21 protein-coding genes are annotated in these 22,932 nt (G+C 62.1%); 11 read left to right on the top strand and 10 right to left on the bottom strand.

From position 1 onward, the window contains the following. Nucleotides 1–34 precede the first annotated feature (34 nt). Nucleotides 35–901, bottom strand: coding sequence for a MurR/RpiR family transcriptional regulator (locus EGJ27_RS09770; RefSeq protein WP_125830516.1), 867 nt, complete (start codon nucleotides 899–901; stop codon nucleotides 35–37). 217 nt (nucleotides 902–1,118) lie between these two features. Here EGJ27_RS09770 and zwf point away from each other — a divergent pair, with 217 nt between their 5' ends. From zwf to EGJ27_RS09755, 3 genes are read left to right on the top strand one after another with little or no spacing between them, the layout of a single operon-like run. Further along, on the top strand, nucleotides 1,119–2,588 hold the full coding sequence (gene zwf / locus EGJ27_RS09765) for a glucose-6-phosphate dehydrogenase (RefSeq protein WP_125830515.1): 1,470 nt from the start codon (nucleotides 1,119–1,121) through the stop codon (nucleotides 2,586–2,588). Further along, nucleotides 2,575–3,288 (top strand): 6-phosphogluconolactonase, encoded by a 714-nt coding sequence (pgl, locus tag EGJ27_RS09760; RefSeq protein ID WP_125830514.1) that lies wholly within the window; start codon nucleotides 2,575–2,577, stop codon nucleotides 3,286–3,288. Before zwf ends, pgl begins: the two co-directional genes overlap by 14 nt. Nucleotides 3,289–3,305: 17 nt before the next feature. Then, nucleotides 3,306–3,980, top strand: coding sequence for a bifunctional 4-hydroxy-2-oxoglutarate aldolase/2-dehydro-3-deoxy-phosphogluconate aldolase (locus EGJ27_RS09755; RefSeq protein WP_125830513.1), 675 nt, complete (start codon nucleotides 3,306–3,308; stop codon nucleotides 3,978–3,980). A gap of 149 nt (nucleotides 3,981–4,129) precedes the next feature. Here the strand turns inward: EGJ27_RS09755 and EGJ27_RS09750 are convergent, their stop codons facing one another. Further along, nucleotides 4,130–4,366 (bottom strand): DUF3820 family protein, encoded by a 237-nt coding sequence (locus EGJ27_RS09750; protein WP_125830512.1) that lies wholly within the window; start codon nucleotides 4,364–4,366, stop codon nucleotides 4,130–4,132. A gap of 219 nt (nucleotides 4,367–4,585) precedes the next feature. On the opposite strand from EGJ27_RS09750, the gene EGJ27_RS09745 reads away from it, so the two are divergent. After that, entirely contained in the window at nucleotides 4,586–5,056 is a 471-nt protein-coding gene (locus EGJ27_RS09745) for a PA2169 family four-helix-bundle protein (protein ID WP_125830511.1), read from the top strand. A 77-nt stretch (nucleotides 5,057–5,133) separates the two neighbouring features. Here EGJ27_RS09745 and EGJ27_RS09740 read toward each other — a convergent pair whose 3' ends face one another. From EGJ27_RS09740 to EGJ27_RS09720, 5 genes are read right to left on the bottom strand one after another with little or no spacing between them, the layout of a single operon-like run. After that, nucleotides 5,134–6,642, bottom strand: coding sequence for a sensor domain-containing diguanylate cyclase (locus EGJ27_RS09740; protein ID WP_125830510.1), 1,509 nt, complete (start codon nucleotides 6,640–6,642; stop codon nucleotides 5,134–5,136). Between the two features lie 59 nt (nucleotides 6,643–6,701). Further along, a complete protein-coding gene (locus EGJ27_RS09735; RefSeq protein ID WP_125830509.1) occupies nucleotides 6,702–8,066 on the bottom strand; it encodes a heavy metal sensor histidine kinase in 1,365 nt (454 codons plus the stop codon). Continuing rightward, a complete protein-coding gene (locus EGJ27_RS09730) occupies nucleotides 8,056–8,733 on the bottom strand; it encodes a heavy metal response regulator transcription factor (RefSeq protein WP_125830508.1) in 678 nt (225 codons plus the stop codon). Before EGJ27_RS09730 ends, EGJ27_RS09735 begins: the two co-directional genes overlap by 11 nt. Nucleotides 8,734–8,743: 10 nt before the next feature. Beyond that, nucleotides 8,744–11,845, bottom strand: coding sequence for a multidrug efflux RND transporter permease subunit (locus tag EGJ27_RS09725; RefSeq protein ID WP_125830507.1), 3,102 nt, complete (start codon nucleotides 11,843–11,845; stop codon nucleotides 8,744–8,746). Continuing rightward, complete coding sequence (locus EGJ27_RS09720; protein WP_125830506.1) at nucleotides 11,842–13,002, bottom strand: efflux RND transporter periplasmic adaptor subunit; 1,161 nt, start codon at nucleotides 13,000–13,002, stop codon at nucleotides 11,842–11,844. Before EGJ27_RS09720 ends, EGJ27_RS09725 begins: the two co-directional genes overlap by 4 nt. 536 nt (nucleotides 13,003–13,538) lie before the next feature. On the opposite strand from EGJ27_RS09720, the gene EGJ27_RS09715 reads away from it, so the two are divergent. The 7 genes from EGJ27_RS09715 to EGJ27_RS09685 all read left to right on the top strand — a co-directional run bounded on the left by EGJ27_RS09715 (nucleotide 13,539) and on the right by EGJ27_RS09685 (nucleotide 20,327). Further along, a complete protein-coding gene (locus tag EGJ27_RS09715) occupies nucleotides 13,539–13,781 on the top strand; it encodes a hypothetical protein (RefSeq protein WP_125830505.1) in 243 nt (80 codons plus the stop codon). Between the two features lie 340 nt (nucleotides 13,782–14,121). Further along, the gene (locus EGJ27_RS09710) at nucleotides 14,122–14,703 is read left to right on the top strand and encodes a fimbrial protein (protein WP_125830504.1); all 582 of its coding nucleotides are present in this window, start codon (nucleotides 14,122–14,124) and stop codon (nucleotides 14,701–14,703) included. An 83-nt stretch (nucleotides 14,704–14,786) separates the two neighbouring features. Next, nucleotides 14,787–15,527: a molecular chaperone gene (locus EGJ27_RS09705; RefSeq protein ID WP_125830503.1), complete on the top strand. Its 741-nt coding sequence runs from the start codon at nucleotides 14,787–14,789 to the stop codon at nucleotides 15,525–15,527. A gap of 150 nt (nucleotides 15,528–15,677) precedes the next feature. Beyond that, nucleotides 15,678–18,257 (top strand): fimbria/pilus outer membrane usher protein, encoded by a 2,580-nt coding sequence (locus EGJ27_RS09700; protein ID WP_125830502.1) that lies wholly within the window; start codon nucleotides 15,678–15,680, stop codon nucleotides 18,255–18,257. Continuing rightward, complete coding sequence (locus tag EGJ27_RS09695; RefSeq protein WP_125830501.1) at nucleotides 18,254–19,015, top strand: molecular chaperone; 762 nt, start codon at nucleotides 18,254–18,256, stop codon at nucleotides 19,013–19,015. Before EGJ27_RS09700 ends, EGJ27_RS09695 begins: the two co-directional genes overlap by 4 nt. 1 nt (nucleotide 19,016) lies before the next feature. Further along, nucleotides 19,017–20,012, top strand: coding sequence for a fimbrial protein (locus EGJ27_RS09690; protein WP_125830500.1), 996 nt, complete (start codon nucleotides 19,017–19,019; stop codon nucleotides 20,010–20,012). A gap of 93 nt (nucleotides 20,013–20,105) precedes the next feature. Then, complete coding sequence (locus EGJ27_RS09685; protein ID WP_125830499.1) at nucleotides 20,106–20,327, top strand: hypothetical protein; 222 nt, start codon at nucleotides 20,106–20,108, stop codon at nucleotides 20,325–20,327. Between the two features lie 7 nt (nucleotides 20,328–20,334). Here EGJ27_RS09685 and EGJ27_RS09680 read toward each other — a convergent pair whose 3' ends face one another. The 3 genes from EGJ27_RS09680 to EGJ27_RS09670 all read right to left on the bottom strand — a co-directional run bounded on the left by EGJ27_RS09680 (nucleotide 20,335) and on the right by EGJ27_RS09670 (nucleotide 22,525). After that, a complete protein-coding gene (locus tag EGJ27_RS09680; RefSeq protein WP_125830498.1) occupies nucleotides 20,335–21,087 on the bottom strand; it encodes a YkgJ family cysteine cluster protein in 753 nt (250 codons plus the stop codon). 95 nt (nucleotides 21,088–21,182) lie between these two features. After that, entirely contained in the window at nucleotides 21,183–21,503 is a 321-nt protein-coding gene (locus tag EGJ27_RS09675; RefSeq protein ID WP_125830497.1) for a hypothetical protein, read from the bottom strand. A gap of 122 nt (nucleotides 21,504–21,625) precedes the next feature. Further along, nucleotides 21,626–22,525 carry a chemotaxis protein gene (locus tag EGJ27_RS09670; RefSeq protein WP_125830496.1) on the bottom strand — a complete coding sequence of 300 codons (900 nt, stop codon included), beginning with the start codon at nucleotides 22,523–22,525 and terminating at the stop codon, nucleotides 21,626–21,628. Nucleotides 22,526–22,932 lie beyond the last annotated feature (407 nt).

The following is a 22,932-nucleotide window of genomic DNA, read 5'->3' as shown; positions in this document are numbered from 1 at the left end:
TGGTCGCGATCTGACGCGCAGGGCGTTGGGGCTGTTACCCCTGATCTTCCACCGGATAACGGCTGTCGTTGAGGCTTTCCTTGATTTTGCGCAGGTGCGGCTGGAAGTCGACGCCGCGGCGCAGGGTCATGCCGGTGGCGAGGACGTCCAGCACCGTGAGCTGGATGATCCGGGAGGTCATCGGCATGTAGATGTCGGTGTCTTCCGGCAGAGGAATGTTGAGACTCACCGTGCTGGCCTGGGCCAACGGCGAGCCGGCGGCGGTCAAGCCCAGTACCGAAGCGCCGTTGGCCCGGGCGATACGGGCCACTTCCACCAGCTCGCGGGTACGACCGGTGTAGGAAATGATCACGAACAGTTCACCGGTATGCGCGACGGACGCAATCATGCGCTGCATCAGCACATCGGCATGGGCCGTGACGGCCAGGTTGAAGCGGAAGAACTTGTGCTGTGCGTCCAGCGCCACCGGCGCCGAAGCGCCGAGGCCGAAGAAGTGGATCTGCCGTGCCTGGATCAGCATGTCCACCGACTTGCTGATCAGCGCCGGGTCCAGTTGCTGGCAGGCGCTGTCCAGCGACGCAATGGCGCTGCCGAAGATCTTCTGGGTATACGCCTCGGGATTATCGTCGGCTTCCACCGCGCGGCTCACGTAGGCCGCGCCGCTGGCCAGGCTCTGCGCCAGTTGCAGCTTGAGTTCCGGATAGCCGCTGACGTTGAACGAGCGGCAGAAACGGTTGACCGTAGGCTCGCTGACTTTCGCGGCCTGGGCGAGGGCTGCAATGCTCAGCCGCGTCGCCATCTGAGGGTTGAGCAGGATCACCTCGGCGACTTTGCGCTCGGCCTTGTTCAGCTCATCGAGTCGGCCCTGGATCTGCTCCAGGAGGTTACGTACGCGGTCCATTCAAAGTCCTTGTCGGGCAGATTCACCAACGGTTTGGGCGCAAGCTTTTATTAGCTCTTTAGCCTGTAGCAAAGGTGGCCTATCGTACTGAGGGCCTGTGTTGATCACCACTGGAATATGCTTTTCACGGCAATGTTGTGGTTATTACTACATATGGCCTTGAGTAACGCCTTTAAAAAAGGTATTTGTAGCTTAACTTGATAAAAGAACCAACATTATGCCTCTGATTACGGTTGAGCCTTGCACATTTGCCCTGTTCGGCGCCCTCGGCGATCTGGCAGTGCGCAAGCTGTTCCCGGCTCTTTATCAGCTAGATCGCGCCGGATTGCTCCACGAAGACACGAAAATTCTTGCCCTGGCCCGCGAGGCGGGCGACGAACAGTCGCATCTGGCGTACATCGAACAGTCCATGCGCCGCTTCATTCCCGAGGCCGAGCTGGAAGCCGACAACGTTGCAGGCTTCCAGGCTCGCCTGAGCTACGTGCACGTGGATTTCCTCAAGGCCGAGGACTACGTGGCGCTGGCCGAGCGGGTGGGTGATGCGCAAACGCTGATCGCCTACTTCGCCACGCCGGCTTCAGTCTATGGCGCAATCTGCGAGAACCTGGCATCGGTCAACCTGGCCGATCGCACCCGCGCGGTGCTGGAAAAGCCCATCGGCCACGACCTGGCCTCGTCGCAGCGGGTCAACGATGCCGTGGCGCAGTTCTTCCCGGAAAACCGCGTCTACCGGATCGACCACTACCTGGGCAAGGACACGGTGCAGAACCTCATCGCCCTGCGCTTTGCCAACAGCCTGTTCGAAACCCAGTGGAACCAGAATCACATTTCCCACGTGGAAATCACCGTGGCCGAGAAGGTCGGCATCGAAGGCCGTTGGGGCTACTTCGACCAGGCCGGCCAGCTGCGGGACATGATCCAGAACCACTTGCTGCAACTGCTCTGTCTGATCGCCATGGACCCGCCCAGCGACCTGTCCGCCGACAGTATCCGGGACGAGAAGGTCAAGGTGCTCAAGGCTCTGGCGCCGTTCACGCCGGAAAAACTCGCCACCCAAGTGGTGCGCGGCCAGTACACCGCCGGCTACAGCGAAGGCAAGGCGGTGCCGGGTTATCTGGAAGAAGAGAATTCCAACACCCAGAGCGACACCGAAACCTTCGTGGCGCTGCGCGCCGACATCCGCAACTGGCGCTGGTCGGGCACGCCGTTCTACCTGCGCACCGGCAAGCGCATGCCGCAGAAGCTGTCGCAGATCGTGATCCACTTCAAAGAGCCGCCGCACTACATTTTCGCCCCTGAACAGCGCCTGCAAATCAGCAACCGCCTGATCATCCGCCTGCAACCCGACGAGGGGATTTCCCTGCAGGTGATGACCAAGGATCAGGGCCTGGACAAAGGCATGCAGCTGCGCAGCGGCCCGTTGCAACTGAATTTTTCCGACACCTACCGCAGCGCTCGGGTTCCCGACGCCTACGAGCGGTTGTTGCTGGAAGTCATGCGTGGCAATCAGAACCTGTTTGTCCGTAAAGATGAAATCGAGTACGCGTGGCAATGGTGCGATCAACTGATCGCCGGCTGGAAGAAGGCGGGCGATGCGCCCAAGCCTTACGCAGCCGGGTCCTGGGGGCCGATGAGCTCCATTGCCCTGATTACTCGCGATGGGAGATCCTGGTATGGCGATATGTGATCTTGAGCTGCCCGCAGGGCTGGCAGCTCATACGTTCGATAATCCGCAGCAACTGGCCGAGGCGCTGGCTGCCAACGTGGCCACGCGTCTGAAGTCGGCCATCGAGGCCAACGGCACCGCCACCCTGGTGGTGTCCGGCGGCCGCAGCCCGGTGGCGTTTTTCGAAGGTCTGGCCAGGCAGCCGCTGGACTGGTCCCGCGTGGTGATCAGCCTGGCGGACGAGCGCTGGGTGCCCATCGAACATGCCGACAGCAATGCCGGCCTGTTGCGGCGCCATCTGTTGCAGGGGCCAGCCGCCGAAGCCCGTTTTGTAGGGCTGTACAACGTCGCGCCGAGCCTGGAAGAAGCCGCACAAGTGGCTGATCGGGTGCTGGCCGAGCTGCCGCCTATCGATGTGCTGATTCTGGGCATGGGCGACGACGGTCACACTGCCTCGCTGTTTCCCGACAGCCCGAACCTGAGCGAAGCGCTGGACCTGAACAGCGAACGCCGTTGCCTGCCGATGCTGGCGCCAAGCGTGCCGCATCAGCGCCTGACCATGACGCGCCAGCTGCTGGCATCGGCGCGCTTTCCGATCCTGTCGGTTTCCGGCCAGGCCAAACTCGATACCTTGCGCGCCGCGCTGGGCGGCGATGACATCGCCCAAATGCCGGTCCGTGCCTTTCTTGATTCGACCCTAGAGATCTACTGGTGCCCATAAGCAAAGGAACCGCCGCCATGACCCAACATGAAAATAATCAGCCGCAGAGCAGCATGGCGAACAAGATTGCCCAGATCGACGAGCTCTGCGCCAAGGCCAGGATCCTGCCGGTCATCACCATCCTGCGTGATGAGGACGTGCTGCCGCTGGCCGATGCACTGGCAGCCGGCGGCCTGACCGCGCTGGAAGTCACCTTGCGCTCCGAATTCGGCCTGAGCGCCATCCGCATCCTGCGCGAGCAGCGCCCGGAGCTGTGTGTCGGTGCCGGTACCATCCTGGACCGCAAGATGCTGGCCGATGCGCAAGCGGCCGGTGCGCAGTTCATCGTCACGCCCGGCAGCACCCATGACCTGCTGGAAGCGGCGCTTGCCAGTCCGCTGCCGTTGTTGCCAGGGATCAGCAGCGCCTCGGAGATCATGATCGGTTACGGCATGGGTTACCGCCGCTTCAAGCTGTTCCCGGCCGAGATCAGCGGCGGCGTGGCGGCGCTCAAGGCATTGGGCGGGCCGTTCAATGAAGTGAAGTTCTGTCCTACCGGCGGCGTCAACGAACAGAACCTGCGCAGCTACATGGCACTGCCCAACGTCATGTGCGTGGGCGGCACCTGGATGATCGACAACGCCTGGGTCAAGAACGGCGATTGGGGTCGTATCCAGGAAGCCACGGCACAAGCCATGGCGTTGTTCGACTGAACATCAGTCGGGTGAAAGCGTTTTCCTGAACAAGCAGCCTGCGGCGCCCGCCGCAGGTGTTTCAAAGAAGTTGTTGTTGGTTGTTTGTCCTTTACGGTGCTCCCTGGTCCGGAGCATCGTGTTTTTTCTTCTCGGGCCGTTCTCCCGCTTCAGCGATCCTTGTATGCCTGACGCGGCCGTGTGCGCAGCGGGTCGAGCAGTGCGCTCAAGCCGTTGTGATCAATCTCCTGCATCAGCGCCAGCAACCCGCCCAGTTCGCCTTGCGGAAAACCCTCGCGTGCAAACCAGTTCAGGTAATGGCCGGGCAGGTCTGCGATCAGGCGTCCTTTGTACTTGCCGAACGGCATTTCGCGGGTAACCAGCAGCTTCAGTTTTTCGGGATTCATGGTTGATACGCAGCGGTGGATTCAGACGCAGCGACCATACATGCATTCTGCATGAGGGCAAAACGACAGTTCATGCAGAACGAACGATGAAGAGATGTGAAAACATCGTTAAGTTATTGATATAAAAGGAAAAGATAAATCGGAAAAAGCTGGCACAGTCACTGCAATTACCTAGACAGGCAACAACTTTTCTTAAACTGCCCTGAGAGGATATTCACGATGACTGATATCAATAAAGAATCGATCGACCTGTTGAACGACCTGATCGAAACCAGCAAGGACGGTCAGAAAGGTTTTGAAACCAGCGCTGAAGACCTCAAGAACCCACAACTGAAGTCGTTCTTCCTGTCTCGTGCTCAAGATTGCGCCAAGGCAGTCTCCGAACTGCAGGCGGAAGTTCGCACTCTGGGCGGCGATCCGGAAACCTCTTCCAGCGTCTCCGGCTCTCTGCACCGCGCTTGGGTTGACCTTAAATCCCTGGTCACCGGCAAGAGCGATGAAGCGATCCTCAACGAAGTTGAGCGTGGCGAAGACGTGGCGCTGAAGGCTTACAAGGAAGCCCTGCAAAAGGCGACCGAGAAAGCGCTGCCGGCCAACGTTATCGGCCTGATCCAGAAGCAGCTGGAAGGTACTCAGCGTAACCATGACCAAGTCAAGGCGCTGCGTGACCAGGTACGGCGTCAGTCGTAATCGACCGACCGCGCTCCAACAAAAACGCCAGGCTTGCCTGGCGTTTTTGCGTCTGCCGAGTCCTACTGTGTTTTTGGCTACAGCCGAATGACCCGATGCTCCACCCGATTGCGGCCGTTGTTCTTGGCTTGATACAGCGCCTTGTCGGCCTGACCGAAAAACGCCTCCAGTTTGTGGCCCGGCAATACTGATAACGAGGCGACGCCGATGCTCACGGTGATCGGCCTTGTAGCGTTATCGAACACGGGCATGGCTTCGACGGCGCGGCGAATGACTTCGGCACGGGCCATGGCGCCCGGCAGGTCGGTTTCCGGCAATACCACCACGAATTCTTCACCGCCATAACGCGCAGCGAAATCACCGGGACGGCGGATGTTCTCTGAGATGGTGCGCGCTACTTTGCGCAACGCCTCGTCGCCGCCCGCATGGCCGTGCTGCTCGTTGAAGGCCTTGAAGTGATCGACGTCCACCATCAGCAGCGACAATGGCTTGCCCGAGCGCCGTGCCCGTGCCCACTCGGTGTCCATGGCCTCGTCGAGCTGGCGCCGGTTGGGCAGTTCGGTCAGGCCGTCGGTGGCGGCCAGTTTCGCCAGTTCGGTTTCGGCACGGTGGCGCAGGCGCAGTTCCCGGCACAGCAACAGCGTCAGCCAGAGAATCCCGAGGCACAAGGCGCCGGTCGCGCCGCCTACCAGCAGGGCATTGCGATTCCAGACCGCGTAGACCTCTCGCGTCGACTGGCCCAGGACGATGATCAAAGGCAAATCCCCGACCCGCGAAAAGGTAAAGAACCGGTCTGCGTTGAACTGGCTGGAGAAGGCCGTGAAGCTGCCTGTGCCTTCACGCAGAATGCGCTGGAAGTTGGGGATCTGGGCGTAGTCCTTGCCGGTCAGGTCCTGGCCAGAAATGTCCGGATACCGCACCACCAGAATGCCGTCGGTGTTGACCAGCGCTATGCCGCTGTCCTTGCCCAGCACCTGGCCGGTGAACAACTGCTTGAAGTACACCAGGCGCATGGCGGCGCTGACGATGCCGCGAAACTCGCCATCCGGGCCGGTGAGGCGCCGGCTGAAATTGATGCACCAGTCCTTGTAGCCCCAGCGAGCCTTGTAAGGCCCACTGACATACAGCCCGAGCGAAGGGTTGGCACGGTGCTCCTGGAAATAGCCGCGGTCGGAAAAATTGTCCTGGCGAGGTGTGACCGACAGCGAATCGACGGCGATGGCGCCTTGCTGGTCGAGCAATACCAGGTCGCCCTTGTAAGGGGCTGCGGTAAAACGGTCGAAATAGATGTACTGCTGGATTTCGGGCGCCAGCTTCGCCACGTCCGGACGTTCCCAGGCCTTGATCATGCTGATCAGCGACGAATCGTAGAGTTCGGCGTTGCGCAACACGTCGGCGGTGATCAGTTGCACGAGGTTGGAAGCGTTGCGGGTGGCGGTCAGCGACGCGTCGGCCCGCTCGCGCACCAGCAGCCAGGCGACGATGCACAGGATCGCCAGCACCGACAACGAGCTGCCGAGAATCAGCAGGATTTCCGGGCGGGTCATCTTCGAGCCGGCCGCGTGCTTGGCAGCAGGGGAGGTCATTGTGTGGGGTCTACCCGCAGGACAAATGTGGCGCGAGCTATATATCACATCTTGCCGATTCAGCGCGGCAGATTGATACCAAAGGTGTTGATGCCCTGCCGGCTGTGCACGAACACCGTGCCGCCGTGCATCAGCGCAATCGCCTTGACGATGGCCAGCCCCAGCCCGTGATTGGCGCCGCTGTTGCTGCGCGATGCGTCGACCCGATAGAAGCGCTCGAACAGCCGTGGCAGGTGGTCCTGCGCGATCTGCGTACCGGGGTTGGCGACGCTGATGCTGACCCGCTCGCCGTCGTCGCGGATGTCCACCTCGATGACCTGGCCCGCATCGGTATGCTGCACCGCGTTATGCAGCAGGTTGATCAGCGCCCGGCGCAGATGCGCCTTGTCGATGGGGACGCTGGCATCGCCCTGTACCCGCACCTGGACTTGCGCGTCTTCAAGGATGAAATCCAGATAGTCCAGCGTGGTGGCAACTTCTTCGGCCAGCGACACGCACGTCAGTTCGGTTGCCCGGCTGCCCTGATCGGCGCTGGCCAGGAACAGCATGTCATTGATGATCGAACGCAGCCGCTCCAGCTCTTCGAGGTTTGATTGCAGCACCTCGAAATAATGCTCGGCCGAGCGCCCGCGGGTCAGTGCCACCTGTGTCTGGCCGATGAGATTGGTCAACGGCGAACGCAGTTCATGGGCCACATCGGCGTTGAACGATTCGAGCCGCGAGTAGGCTTGCTCGACCCGCTCCAGCGTGGAATTGAAGGAGGTCACGAAGTGCTCCAGTTCCGGCGGCAGCGGCGACAGTTGCAGGCGGCCGGACAGGCGCGGCGGGGTGAGCTTGCGCGCCTCCAGCGACAAACTGGCCAGCGGGCGCAGGCCGATGCGCGCCACCCAGTAACCGAGCACCGAAGCCAGCACCACGCCGATACAGGCCAGGCTGATCAGTGCGATCAGCAGCGAGTGCTGGGTGTGCCAGAAGGGGCCGGTGTCGATGGCGGTGAGAAAACGTAGGGCCGGGCGTTGTTCCTTGGCGGCGAATTCGCTGACCAGCACCTTGAAGCTGAACGGGTGGTCGGGCAGGGTCAGGTCGCGCATGCCCAGCGGGCCTTCGGCGAAACGACGGATCGCCTGATCCGGTTCGCCGAATTCGTAGTCCGGGTCGCTGCTGACCACCCAGAAACGCACGCGTTTATCTTCCTGTTCCAGCAGCGCCAGCTTGGACTTGATCCGGCGCCAGTGCTCCGGGTTGCCGTAACGGTTGACCGCCGATTCCAGCACGCTGTAGCGCGCATCCACCTCGGCGCGGGGCAGCAGGTCCAGACGCTTGTCTACCTGCAGGTACAACGCCCAGCCGATCAGCACGAACACCGCCAGGGCGACCAGCGCGAACAGCCCGCTCAGGCGCAGGGCGATGGAATCAGTGCGCACTGCGATCTTCCAGCACATAACCCATGCCTCGGATGGTGTGCAGCAGCTTATGTTCGTGGGGGCCGTCAAGCTTGGCGCGCAGACGCTTGATGGCGACTTCCACCACGTTGGCGTCGCTGTCGAAGTTGATGTCCCAGACCATTTCGGCGATGGATGTCTTGGACAGGATCTCGCCCTGGCGCCGGGCCAGCACGCTGAGCAGGGAAAACTCCTTGGCGGTCAGTTCCAGGCGGGCGTTGGCGCGGGTCGCCTTGCGGCTGATCAGGTCGATCCACAGATCGGCAATGCTGATCTGCACCGGTTCGTGACCACCGCTGCGACGGGTCAGGGCTTGCAGGCGGGCGACCAGTTCAAGGAACGAGAACGGCTTGCCCAGGTAATCGTCGGCCCCTTCGCGCAGGCCGCGAATGCGGTCATCGACCTGTTCACGGGCGGTCAGCATGATCACCGGCGTCTGCTTGCGCGCACGCAGGCCGCGCAGGACACCGAATCCGTCCAGCTGCGGCAGCATCACGTCGAGGATGATCACCGCATATTCGTTCTCCAGTGCCAGGTGCAGGCCTTCGACGCCGTCGCGGGCGACGTCGACGCTGTAACCCTGTTCGGTGAGGCCGCGGTGCAGGTAAGCGGCGGTCTTTTCTTCGTCTTCGATAATCAGCACGCGCATGAGACGGCTCTCAGGAATGAATGGCCCGCGGCGGCGCGGGCGTCGGCTGACGACGATGGAACACGCGCTCCAGCTGCAGGTAGATCACCGGCGTGGTGAACAGCGTCAGCATCTGGCTGACCAGCAGCCCGCCGACCACTGCGATACCCAATGGCTGGCGCAGCTCGGCCCCGACCCCGAACCCCAGCATCAACGGCAGCGCGCCCAGCAGCGCGGCGAGGGTGGTCATGATAATCGGCCGGAAGCGAGTCATGCACGCCTCATAGATAGCCTCCTGCGGGGTCAGCCCCTGGTCACGCTGGGCTTCCAGGGCAAAGTCCACCAGCAGGATGCCGTTCTTCTTGACGATACCGATCAGCAGCACCACGCCGATCAGCGCCATGATCGAGAAATCCTGGCCCATGATCCACAGCAGCAACAGCGCGCCGATGCCCGCCGACGGCAGTGTGGAAATGATCGTCAGCGGGTGCACGAAGCTTTCGTACAGCACGCCCAGAATGATGTACACCGCCACCAGCGCCGCCAGGATCAGCCACGGCTGGTTGGCCAGCGAACTCTGGAACGCCTGGGCCGCGCCCTGGAAGTTGCCGATGATCGACGCCGGCATGCCGATGTCGTTCTTGGCCTGGTCCAGCATGCGCACCGCATCGCCCAGCGCAACGCCGGACGCCAGGTTGAACGACAGATTGGCGGCAGGGAACATACCGTCGTGGGCAATGGACAACGGTCCCATGCGCGGCGCGCTGACCTTGGCCAGTGCCGACAACGGCACCATTTCATTGGTCAGCGGTGAGCGCAGGTAGAAATAGTTCAGGCTCTCGGCGCGGCCGCGCTGCCGGGCGTCCAGTTCGAGAATCACCTTGTACTGGTTGACCTCGGTCTGGAATTCGCTGATCTGCCGCTGGCCGAAGGCGTCGTAGAGCGCTTGGTCGACATCGGCGGTGGTCAGCCCGAAACGGGCCGCCGCGCTGCGGTCGATATCGATATGGGTCACGCTGCCGCCCAGTTGCAGGTCATTGGACAGGTCGCGAAACGCTGTGTTTTCCCGCAACTTGTCGGTCAGGCGCTGGGTCCAGGTGTTGAGCAGGGCGCCGTCGTTGCTCTTGAGCACGTACTGATACTGGCTGCGGCTGGGCCCGGAGCTGAGGTTGATGTCTTGTCCGGCGCGCAGATACAGGACGATGCCGGGCACTTTCGCCAGCTTGGGCCGCAGACGGTCGATGAACTCGCTGGCCGAGACGTCGCGCTCGGAGCGCGGCTTGAGGGAAATCCAGAAACGGCCGTTGGCGATGGTCTGGTTGCTGCCGCTGACCCCCACCGAGTGGGAAAACGCCAGCACGGCCGGGTCGGCACCGACGATCTTCGCCAGTTGCAGGTGTTTTTCCACCATGTCCGTATAGGAAATATCCGCAGCCGCTTCCGTGGTGCCGGCCGCGAAGGCGGTGTCCTGAATGGGAAAGAACCCTTTGGGAATGAACACATACCCGGCCACCGACAGCAGCAACGTCAGGAAGAACACACCCATGGTCAGGCGTTGATGCGCCAGCGCCTTGCGCAAGCCTCGTTCATAGGCGGCCAGCAAGCGCTCGCCGAACCCCGGCTTGCTGTGCTGGCCGTGCCTGGGCGCGCGCATGAACAGTGCCGCCAGCGTGGGCGCCAGGGTCAGGGACACCACCACGGAAATCATGATGGTCGCGGTGGCGGTCAGGGCGAATTCCTTGAACAGGCGCCCGACCACGCCGCCCATGAACAGCAGCGGGATGAACGCCGCCACCAGGGAAAAGCTGATCGACACCACGGTAAAACCGATTTCACCCGAGCCCTTGATCGCCGCTTCGCGCATGCCCTGGCCGGCTTCGAGATGGCGATGAATGTTTTCTACCACCACGATGGCATCGTCCACCACGAACCCGACCGCGACCACGATGGCCACCAGTGTCAGGTTGTTCAGACTGAAGCCCAGCACATACATCATGGCAAAGCTGGCCACCAGGGAAACGCCCAGCACCGCGCTGACGATCAGCGTCGCCGACAGCTGGCGCAGAAACACCGCCATGACCGCCACCACCAGCAGCACCGCAATACCCAGCGTCAACTCGACCTCATGCAGGGAGGCGCGGATGGTCCGGGTCCGGTCATTGAGCACCGAGATATCCACCGCAGCGGGCAGCATCTCCTGCAAGCGCGGCAGCTCGCGCTGAATCCGGTCCACGGTTTCCACGATGTTCGCGCCGGGCTGACGGAAGATGGCGATGTTCACACCCTGCTGGTCGCCGGACCAGGCTTTTACGTAGGCATTTTCCGAGCCGTAGACGACCCGTGCCACGTCCTTGAGATAGACCGGCGCACCATCCTTGTAGGAAACGATGAGTTGCGCGTAGTCCGCCGGTTTGAACAGTTGGTCGTTAGACGACAGCGTCGAGATGCTGTCCTTGCCGTACAGCGCACCCTTGGCCAGGTTCAGGCTGGTCTGCTGCACCGCGACGCGGATATCGGCCAGGGTCAGACCGAGGGCGGCGAGTTTTTCCGGCGCGGCCTGAACCCGGATCGCCGGACGTTGCTGACCGGTGATGGCCACCTGGCCGACGCCCTGGACCTGACTGAGCTGACGGGCCAGGATGGTTTCGGTGACATCGCTCAGTTCCGTGCCGGGCATCAGGCTGGAGCTGACGCTCAGGATCAGCACCGGGCTGTCCGCCGGATTGACCTTGCGCCAGGTCGGCAGGTTCGGCATGTCGGCGGGCAGGCGGCCCGCAGCAGTGTTGATCGCCGCCTGAACCTCCTGGGCGGCGGTGTCGATGCTTTTGCTCAAGGCAAATTGCAGAATCAGGTTGGTCGAGCCCAGTGCGCTGGTGGAGGTCATCTGCGTCATGCCGGGAATGGCGCTGAACTGCACCTCCAGCGGCGTCGCCACGGACGACGCCATGGTCTCCGGGCTGGCGCCGGGCAACTGCGCATTGATCTGGATGGTGGGGAATTCCGCTTCCGGCAACGGCGCGATGGGCAGGCGCGGGAAGGCAATGACGCCCAGCAGCACCAGCGCAACGGTCAGCAGCAGGGTGGCAACCGGATGATCGATGCACCAGGCGGAGACCGAACCCTGGCCTTTCATGGTGTGCCTCCGGTCTGTACGGTCCGGTCAAGCGGCGGCTCGCTTACCACCGTGATCCTGGTGCCGGGCCGCAGTCGCGACTGACCGTCGCTGACCAGAACGTCGCCGGCTTGCGGGCCGCTGATCAGGGTCATGTCGCTGTCCTGATAAAGCACCTTGACCGGCACCACCTCCACCTGGTCTGCAGCGGTTACCCGGTAAACGAAGTGCTGATCGACACCCCGCTGCACCACCTGCGGTGGCACCTTGAGCGCCGCCTGCTCGATTCCGGTCTGGATTTTCACGGTCACCAGCTGCCCCGGCCACAACAATTCCCTGGGGTTGGCGAAGCGGGCCTTGGCGCGGATGGTGCCGGTGCCGGCCGAAACCTGATTATCGATCAGCGCCAGCCGGCCTTCGCCCAGCAACAGCCCGTTGCCGTCGTCTCCCAGGTAAGCCTTGACTGCCGCCGACGTGGAGCCGGCCACCAGCCCTTGCAGGGTCGGCAGCATCTGTTGCGGCAGTGAGAATTCCACGGCCACGGGATCGATCTGGGTGACCGAAAACAGCCCGTTGGCATCCGTCACGCGCAGGAAGTTGCCTTCATCCACATTGCGAATGCCGACTCGGCCGGTCACCGGTGAGCGAATTTGCGTGTAGGAAAGCTGCACTTGGGCGGCATTGATGTTGGCTTGATTGCCCTGCACGGTCGCGCTGAGCTGATTCACCAGCGCTTGTTGCTGGTCGAACGTCTGGCGGGAAATGCCGTTGTCTTCGGTGAGCTGGCGGTAGCGCTTGAGGTCCAGCTGCGCCACTTCAAGCTGGGCGCGGCTCTGGGCCAGCTGGGCCTTGGCCTGTTCCAGCGCGGCGCGAATGGAGCGGTCATCGATGGTTGCCAGCAGATCACCGGCCTTGACCTGCTGACCCTCCTTGACCAGCACGCGGGTCAGGATGCCATCGACCTGAGGCCGGATCACCACGCTTTGCAGTGACTGCACCGAGCCGATTCCGGTCATGAAGCGTGGCACGTCCTCCACGCTGACCCGTACCACCTTGACCGGCACGTTCACCGCCGGGCTGATTTTCGCTGTGGCTGGGCGGGTCAGGCTCCAGCTGGCCATCGCGGCAACGGCTATCAGGCCGACGACGACCAGGACGATTCGGGTCTGTTTACGCATGGGAACGGGCGCCAGGATGGGGTCAAGTGGGTAATGGGCCAACCAATGCTTCCTTATAGCCCGCAAACCCGGTCAGCAAAATGACTTTTAGCTGTCAGAAATGTCAGCAAGGCAGGCGATCCCGCACCACGGGTCAAGAAACACAGTAAGCGGGCGATAAGGATTAGATCGGAAACTGACCAGAAAACTTGAATGTCCTAGGATATTTCCTACATATAAGATCGGATTTTTCTGGCAGTTAATTCTGCACTCGACTTAACTTGGTCATGTGAGCTGATCAAACGGAGAGTATTGCCATGAAAAGCGAAACGTCGGTTTTAGTTGTGTTCTCTAATGTCGTGCCTGCCATTGGTTATTTACGCCGATCCTTGTGGGGTTTTGCTGGCGCTGCGCGCCAGATCGCGAGCAAGCTCGCTCCTGCAAATGGGCCTCGGGGGAGCCAGCTTGCTGGCGAAGGCGGCGACTCGCGCGGCCTGCTGGCGACGATCCTTGCCTGTGTCGCCGTCCTGTCAACGCCAGTCATGGCGGAAAACACCGTGAGGTTTCAAGGCAGCGTGGTCCATGCGACCTGCAATCTGCTGCCTGTCAGCCACACCGGGCAAGCCGCTGGCCAGCGCCTGGAACTGGCGCCGGGCGTGACGTATCAGGTCCAGGCAGCGCCGAACGCCTGCAATGCCGAGGCTGCGCCTTTCGTCGCCCACTACACGCCGATTCAGGTTTCTGCGCCAGCGGCATCGCGCTCCGCTGAAGCTGGCGTGATCACCGTGACTTACCAGTAACACCGTCCTTTTGGGCGCCTGCCCGCTGCAAGCCGTCGTCTCCCGTCTTTCGGGGAGGGCGGTTGCAGATTGTCCTCGCTGCGCACCTGTCCCGTGTTTGCGCCTGGTAGTGAAGTGCAACTCTTTGGTTGACCTTGTTGCCGGGTTATTCCTGCCAGGCCTTTTAATTCCTGGCTTGTAGGCAGTTTCCATTTTTTCCTACAGAAATTACTTATGCGTTATAGCGAGCATTCTCTAGTTGCAAAGTAACTAGCCTGACAGCGAATCAAGAGCCTGCGACCTATAGTGCTCGCCGTCCGAACACGGGCACACACGGAATAACACAAGGAATGTAGTTAGCATGAAAAAGCTCTCTCTGGCAGTGGCAGTAACCGGCGTACTGGGCCTGGGCGTGATGGCCGGCGCCCATGCCGCAAACAACGGCAAATTGATCTTCAACGGCACACTGACCAATATCTCCTGCGCCGTCGCGCCGGGGACCGGTGTCAGCCCTGGCAATCCCGGCGAAATCAATGTCGACATGGGCAACGTGTCGTTCTCGGATATCGGTCTGTCCGGCGCGTCGCGTTTTGAAACCGCCACGCCGATCCAGATGCTGGTCAACTGCAGCGCCGGTGCCGATCAGTACAGCACGGTAAAAATGCGTTTCGCCGCGCGTAACGGCAGCGGCCTGGACAACAACGACGCCAAGCTGCTGCGCACCACCGGCGCCGCCGATGGCGTGGGCATCGGCCTGCTCAACGCCTCCAACAAGCTGATGGACCTGAGCGGGACCGAAACCATCGACACCGACCTGGTCCTGAACGGAACCGGCGGTGCCACGGCTGAAATCAACTTCGGTGCCGTATACGTGCTCAACGGCACTACCACCAACCCCGGCAACGCCGACGGTTTCATGCCTTTCGTGCTGGATTACGAGTAATGCACAGGGCAGGGCGGGTAGCCGTCCTGCCCACAGAGCCGCTGCCAATCGGCGGGTCAAAAATGAACTCAAGGCAAGCCAGCATGTTTTCGAACTGTTTTCGCGCGGCGGCGCTTATCGGCACGCTGCTGTGGATGCCCGGCGTACAGGCCGGCATCGTGCTCAACACGACACGTGTCATCTATCAGGGCGCGGACAAGGAAGCCAGCTTCGGTGTCCACAACAGCGGCACCGGTGAAATCCTCCTGCAAACCTGGCTGGAACCCAGAATCGAAGGCACCACCGAAGTAAAGCCTCCATTCGTGGTCACACCGCCGTTGGCCCGCATGCCCGGCAATGGACGCCAGCTGCTGCGCGTCATCTATGCCGGTGCCGGGTTGCCCCAGGATCGGGAGTCGGTGTTCTGGCTCAACGTTCAGGAAATTCCCCAGACCGCAGCGGAAAATTCCCTGCAAATCGCAGTACGCCAGCGCATCAAAGTGTTCTTCCGGCCCGACGGTCTGACCGGCGACCCGCACGATGCGCCCGAGCAACTGCAATGGCATCTGGCAGGCGACGATGTCCTGCTGGTGAAAAATCCAGGGCCTTACCACGTGTCGATGCTCAAGGTTGCCACGCGGCAAGGGGATACCCCGCTATCGAATCTGGATGCCCGGATGATCGCGCCCCAGGAAACCGTGCGGCTTGCGCTGAAACGCACGGCCGGAAATACACCGCTTGAACTGAGCTTTATCAGCATCAACGATTTTGGCGGGCAGGTGCCGTATCGCGCCACGCTGAAAAAGGACGCGACCTCCGTCGCGGTCAGGGCCGAGCCACGATAACCCTTTGACCTCATCCGGATACCGGCCTGAGTGCTCGTATCCAACTCTCAACCACTGGGCTTCGCCACGCGAAGGCCCAGCATTCATGCGTGGGCGCAAAAGGGACTTGGCGCAGCGCAGTCGATTGCCGAAGTAGAGTGAAGACAGCTAATGGAATGGCACAAACGGAACATAAGAACAAAAGTCGTCGGCGCGTTCGTATTATCGGGTTGCAAGGAGCAGCCCAAACGCCGCAAGAGGACTGTTGCCAGGCCATGTCTGCCTGGCCTTGGCGTCAGCCTGACGCTGATCATGTCGATGAAATCGCTGGCCGCCGAACCCGGTCGTGCGGCTGACTCCCCGTCGGTAAAGTTCAACACCGCGTTCATCCAGGGCACTGACCAGCCGCCGGATCTTCAGGAATTCCTGCGCTCCAACAGCGTGCTGCCCGGCACCTATCGCGTGGATATCTACGTCAACCGGGCGCTGACGGGGCGCCGCGATATCACTTTCTCCAGCAACGGGAATTCTGGCCTGATCGAGCCATGCCTGACGCCGGAAATGCTGCACAGTTTTGGCCTGGACCTTAAACGTCTGCCCGAAACGCCGGCCACGCAAGGCTGTTTCGATCTGGCCTCGCAGGTCGAATTCGCACGGGTCGATTACCAACCCGCAGCGCTGCGCCTGAATATCAGCGTGCCCCAGGCAGTCATGGCGCGCAGCGCCCGAGGCTATGTGTCGCCGGATCTGTGGGATGAAGGCGAAACGGCGGGTTACGTCAATTATGCGTTCAACGCAGCGCGGCGCAGCAGTCGCGGCCAGGAAACCGAGCAGTATTACCTGGGCCTGCGCAACGGTGTGAACCTGGGGGCTTGGCGTTTGCGCAACGAATCTTCACTGGTCTACGGCAATGACCAGACCTACCGATTCCGCAGCAACCGCACCTTTGCCCAGCGCGATATCACCTCGCTCAAAAGCCAGCTGACCCTCGGCGAAACCTTCACCGACGGGCAAGTGTTCGACAGCGTGCGCTTCAAGGGCGCGGCGCTGGTGTCGGACGACGGCATGCTGCCTGACAGCGAGCGGACTTTCGCGCCGGTCATTCGCGGTATCGCCGAAACCAACGCCACGGTGGAAGTGCGGCAGAACGGCTTTCTGCTGTACAGCGGCAACGTATCTCCCGGCCCGTTCGAGATTGCCGACATCTACCCCAACGGTTCCAACGGTGATTTGCAGGTCACGGTGATCGAGGCCGACGGTCGCAGGCGTTCGTTCACCCAGGCTTACGCGTCACTGCCGATCATGGTGCCGGCCGGCTCGTTCCGCTACAGCCTGTCGGCCGGGCAGGTCGACACCAACGGCGAGGGCGACCGCGCACCGAACTTCGCCAGTGCCGCGCTGATCTACGGCTTGTCCGAAGCGGTGACCGGCTTTGGCGGCCTGCAACTGGCCGATGACTACCAGGCGGGGAACCTGGGAGCCGGGGTCAATACCGGACTGGGCGCCTTGTCGCTGGACCTGACCCATTCCATCAGCGATTTCCAGGCGCGCCAGCGCAGCGGGCAAAGCCTGCGGGTGCGCTACGCCAACACGCTGGATGTGACCGATACCACATTGGCGGTCGCCGGGTATCGCTACTCGACCGAGCAATACCGGACCCTGAATCAGCACGTGAGCGAACGCGACCCCAGGCCCGGTCCGTTCGCCAATGGCTGGGCCAAAGACCGCCTGGAACTCAGCGTTACCCAAGTGCTGCCGTCGCAGATCGCTTCGTTAAGCCTGACCGCTTCCGAGCAGCGCTACTGGAACCTGCCGGGCAAAACCCGCCAGCTGTACCTGGCCTACAACTCGGTATGGCGAACGCTGAGCTACAACCTGTCGGTGGAGCGTAACCAGTCATTTGCCCGCGACGGCGTGAGTGAAACCGACAATCGAGTGGCGGTGACCTTCACATTGCCCCTGGGTTCAAGCGCGTCTTCCTCGCGGCTGTCGCTCAACGCCGTGCGCGACAGCTCCGGCGGCTACAACGTGCAAGCCGGCCTCAACGGTCAGCTGCTTGGCGACCGTGACACGTTCTACTCGGTGCAGGCCGGGCGCGACAGCAGTTCGGGAAATTTCGGCGCCGGCAAGATCAACACCACGCTGCCTTACGGGCGCTTCGAAGCCGGTTACAGCCAAGGCCGGGACTACGACGCCTTTACGCTGGGCGCGTCCGGTTCGGTGGTGGCCCATGCCGGCGGCGTGAACTTCGGTCAGGCGCTGGGCGAGACCTTCGCGCTGGTGCAGGTGCCGAACGTGGGCGGCGCCAGGCTGAAATCCTTCACCAACGTCGAAACCTCGGCCAATGGCTATGCCGTGCTGCCTTACGCGCAACCCTATCGCACCAACTGGGTCAGCCTCGACACGCGGCAGCTGGGTGCCGGTATCGATCTGGAAAACGCCGTCACCCAGATCGTGCCCCGACGCGGCGCCATGCCGGTGGTGCGGTTCCAGACCAGTAGCGGGCGGCGCGTGCAATTCGAACTGGTGCGCGGCGACGGCAGTGCCGTTCCGCTGGGCGCCAGCGTGGAAGACGGGCAGGGCAGGGCGCTGGCGGTGGTCGATCCGAACAGTCAGGCGCTGGTGCTCAGCGAACAGGACCACGGCGTATTGCAGGTGCGCTGGTCCGGGCAACGCTGTCAGGCGCCGTTCCGCTTGCCGCCGCAGGATTCGGGCCGTGCCTATGAACGCCTCAAGGTGGTGTGCCGATGAATCGCGCGATGAGCTGGGCATTGTGGCTGTGCATGGCGAGCGCCGGGGCGCAGGCGTCGGTAGCTTTATCCGGAACCCGTCTGATCTTTGACGGGAAGGATCGGGAGGTGGGCATGCAGACCACCAATCGGGGCGCGCAGGACGTCTTGCTCCAGGCTGTGTTGAGCGCTGCGCAAGACGACGATGACACTGCGCCGGCGCAACGCCGCCCCGTGCCTTTTGTGGTCACGCCGCCTTTGCAGCGACTGGCCGCAGGCGCCAGGCAGACGCTGCGCATCATCTATCAGGGCCAGGGCATGCCGGATGGGCGCGAGTCGCTGCTGCACCTCTACGTCACCCAGGTGCCGCAGCGAAAGGCGGGCGTCAATCAGCTCAATATCGCCGTGCGCCAGCGGATCAATCTGTTCTACCGACCGCCCGGCCTGCAGGGCGATCCGGCGCTGACCGCCGAGACGCTGCGCTGGGAACTGGCGACATCGGCTACCGGCGCGTCAATGTTGCAGGTCAGCAATCCCACGCCTTATCACGCCTCACTCCAGGCGCTGACGGTGGATAACCACCCGATCAGCGACTACCTGCTGCTGGCGCCCGGGGCCACGCAGCAATGGCCGGTGTCGACAGCGGCCCCGGCGCGGCACCTGCGCTTCGAGGCACTGACCGACTACGGCGGGCCGCGCGGTTACTGCGCCCCGATCACGGCAGACGCTGCGTTCCACGCCCGTCTGCGGGATAACTCTTACTCTCAGGAAAAATGTTGATATGAACCCTTTGTCCACTCAGCGCTGGATGCGCTCGATCCTCTTGCTGTCGTTGCTCGGTCCGGCGACCGGCCACGCACTGGTCTGCAAGACCCAAGGCAGTGGCCAGACCGCCATTCGCGACGACCTGAGCAGCAGCGTGGCGATCCCCGCTTCGGTTCCCAATGGCGAAGTGGTCTGGCGTTCCGAGCGGCTGAACGTCCAGGTCGAGTGCGCCAAGGACGGTCAGCAGGCCTTGCAGGAAGAAATTTTCATCTACCTGAACCCGGACAACCTTCAGCTGGGGCAGGGAATTCGCGCAGGCGTGACCCTCAACGGCGTCGATCACGTGCAAAGCAGCGGCCGCCTGGCCATCGGTCAGTTTCTGCCGGCCTGCCACGAGGGCGACTCGAACATCGGCGCCTGCCCCAGGGCCACGTTCAACCTGGCGTTTTCGGTGTTCATCCAGAAGTTCGGAGCGACACCGCCGTCAGGGGTGGCCAGCGACCTGATGGATTACCCGGTGTTCCAGCTTGCCGGGTCACAAGGGCCGGAGCCGATCGGCGGACGCGGCCTGAGCTATGTGCTCAACAACCTCAACGGTCTGCGCTTCGTTGCCTGCGACGCCGAGCTGCAAGTGGTGCCCGAAACGCTGGAGTTCGGCGCCATTGGTATCCAGCAGGTGGCGGTGGGTAAAGTATTCGCTCGCCAGCCGTTTTCGCTGGTCACCCGCCGCAGCTGCGATTCGCCCTTCAGCCTCAACGCACGTTTTCGGCCTGTGACCGGAACGCTTTCCGGCAATCTGCTGGTGCCGGGCCTTAATCCGTCGCTGGGTATCCAGATCGTCAGCGCTCGTGGCTCGCTGCTGCGCTACAACGAGCCGTTCCATCTGGCGCAGTTGACCGGCAACGACCAGTCGGCGAGCGTGGACTTCAACGCCGAACTGGTCTGGACCCACAACAAGCCGATGGCAGGCCCCTTCGAGGCAGAGGTGATGGTGGATCTGTTCTACAAGTGATGGCGACCGGAGGCCCGGGCGATTGTCTGGCGATTCAGGTATGCTGCGCGCCCGCGGGCGTTCGCCCGACCCAATCGATACTCCGGTGCCCTGATGACCAGCCCTGAAACCACAGCTGAAGACGTTGTAACCGACCCGACGCCGGAAAACGGCGACAAGCCGGCAATTGCGCCGTTCAGCTTTCCCTTCAAGCCTTCCGAATTCGCCCAGGCCAACAAAGGCCAGTCGTGGTATCAGAAAGGGCAGAAACCCGGCCATCACAAGACTCCGGGCGCGGCTCCGGCCGGAACCCGTCGTTCGATGGGCAAGCGCTGATTCTCGATTACGCGGCCTGTAACGGAATGAACAGGTAGGCAGCCGGAGCACTGGTGGTGACTTCGGCACCTGCTTCGCGCAGGGTTTGCTCCACCTGCCGGCCTGCCACGTGAAACTTCCAGCCGGCCGGCTGCGGCCACTGGCCCTGACTGGCCGTGACTTGGCCGACGGCCGCTGCGAAGTCTTTCATGTCCGGCAGATACGCCACGAAGCCATTGCCTTTCAAAGCCGTTGTGCGAATACCCAGCAACTGACAGATCGCCTGCTTGGCTTCGATGTCATCGCGGTCGGCCTGGCGGGATTGCTCGATCAGCGCCATCAGTTGCGTATCCACCAACCGACTGCCGACGATCAGGTCCGGGCCCTGTTCCCAGGCTTGCGTTGGGCAGCCTTTGTTTTCCGGGCGCAGCGGGATATGCGGATTGATCTCCATCGGGTAGATCCGGCACACCAGCGGGCGCCGCTCGTAGATGCGGCACATGTTCTGCGCGTCAAGATTCCGGCAACGCCCGACGTTATAGGCCGCGAAGGTGATGGCGACCATCGCTTCGGTCGACCCGCTGTGCACCGGCGCGCAGCGGCGTGTAGCGTGATCCCGTTGTCCGACGGGCAGCCCGAAACCGTCGTTGAGGAAGGCTTCGGTGAGCACAATCACCGTGCCGCCGTCTGCCGCCCATTGTGTGGCTTCGGTCAGCGTGAGCGGAACATGATGGTCAGTGCAGCAGCCACCGCAACCGGTGCAGGAAAACTGAATGTTCATGGTGTCGAAAGCCTGTAGGCAACAAAGGCCGAGCGACAGCAATCTGACTGCCAACCCGGTGGATACAGGCATGTAGCAAAGAGTGCGCCAGCAGCTTAGCGCGCAGTGACCTTGAGGCTGTCCCATTCGGTGACATAGGCCTGGCGGGCTTTGCGGTTATACAGGCACAGCTCGGTGCCGGGCTGGTTCTTCATATGCTTTTGCGGATAGCGACCCTGGAGAATAAGCGCGCTGTAACCGACCCGGTCATCGAACTGAGCGGCGGTGCCGACCACCTTGCTGTCCTTGAGTTGGCTGGCCTTCAGGCAACTGGCGGTCACGGCCTTGTCCAGCTCGCGCCAGGCATCAGGGCTGGCGGCATTGGCCTGAGAGGACAGCGCAGCAAGAGTGGCGAGCAGCAGGATTCTGGTTTTCATAGCGGTCTCCATGAACAGCGTGAGAACGCCGATTATGGCAGAAGCAGAATTCCCCGCAGGAGCGACCTTGGTCGCGAAAGCGCGTTCACCAGCAAGCTGGCTCCTGCGGGGCATTACCAGAATCAAATACCTTGGGCCACGACCGTCCGCGCCGCCTGGATCAGGCATTTGGTCAACTCGGGCGAGGAAAACTTGGTCAGCACTGCATTAGCGCCGGCGACCTTGGCCTTTTCACTGTTCATCGCACTGTCCAGCGAGGTGTGCAGCAGAATGTACAGGTCCTGGAAGTCCGGCGTTTCCCGCAACGTGCGCGTCAGGGCATAGCCATCCATCTCCGACATTTCGATGTCCGAGACCAGCACGTTGATCTGCTTGGCCGTGCCCTGCAGATCCAGCAACACATCCATGGCGTCCTTCGCGCTGCGTGCCGTGTGGCACTCCAGACCAAGGTTGCGCAGAGTGATGATCGACTGTTGCAGCGCAACCTGACTGTCGTCCACGACCAGAATGCGCGCCTGAGCGAGCACGTCGGCATCTTCCATCGACAACTCATGGGACTGCATGACAATCTGCGCCGGCGCGATGCCGTGGATGACTTTTTCGATGTCCAGCACCTGCACCAGTACGCCATCGACCTGCGTCACGCCGGTGATGAATGATTTGCTGCTGGCGCCATAGGGCGGTGGACGAATGTCGGTGGTCAGGCAATGCACGATCTTGCTGACCGCCTGCACATGCAGACCTTGCTTGGAACGGCTTACGTCGGTCACGATCAGGCAGCCGCCATCGGGGTCGGCCAGCGGGCGTTCGCCGATCGCACGGCTCAGGTCGATGACCGACAGCGAAGAACCACGCAGGGTGGCGATGCCTTTGACGTGCGGATGCGACTCCGGCAAATGGGTAAGCGCAGGGCAGGGGATGATCTCGCTGACCTTGAGCAGATTGATCGCCATCAGCTTGCCGCTGCGCAACGTGAAGAGGAGCAGGGAAAGCGAATCTGCACGGGCGTTCTTGGAGGACATATGAACCTTCTGGCTGTAGACGTTTCATCGCTCAGGGCGACGAACAACTTGCTATGTCAGCTTATCGACCCGTAGCGGGCTTGCTTTAGGTTTTTTCCTGAGCGCAGGAGCGGCGAGTCGGCCGGGTGATGATTTTACGCCTTGTGCGGCAGCCGGGAATTACTGGCGGCGGCGACGGTCAGAGCAAGCCTGGCGCCGCGATGCCACGCGCTGCTACCGGCCATCCCCACGGCGCCGCGACGTTAAGCCGGTTTCTCGTCCGTCACCGACCCACATACAAAACGCCCGCCTGCGACAAAGTGACGCAGCTATATATAGAAGAGGTTTCGCGAGGAGTGCGACGCGCCGTGCGACAAAGTGACGCACCCTTCTATATATAAGGAAGGAATGCATCCTTGGCAGGCAAT

It is taken from the genome of Pseudomonas sp. v388 (genome assembly GCF_003935425.1).
In the GTDB taxonomy this organism is placed as follows: domain Bacteria; phylum Pseudomonadota; class Gammaproteobacteria; order Pseudomonadales; family Pseudomonadaceae; genus Aquipseudomonas.
This window is presented reverse-complemented; position numbering and strand designations above follow the sequence as displayed.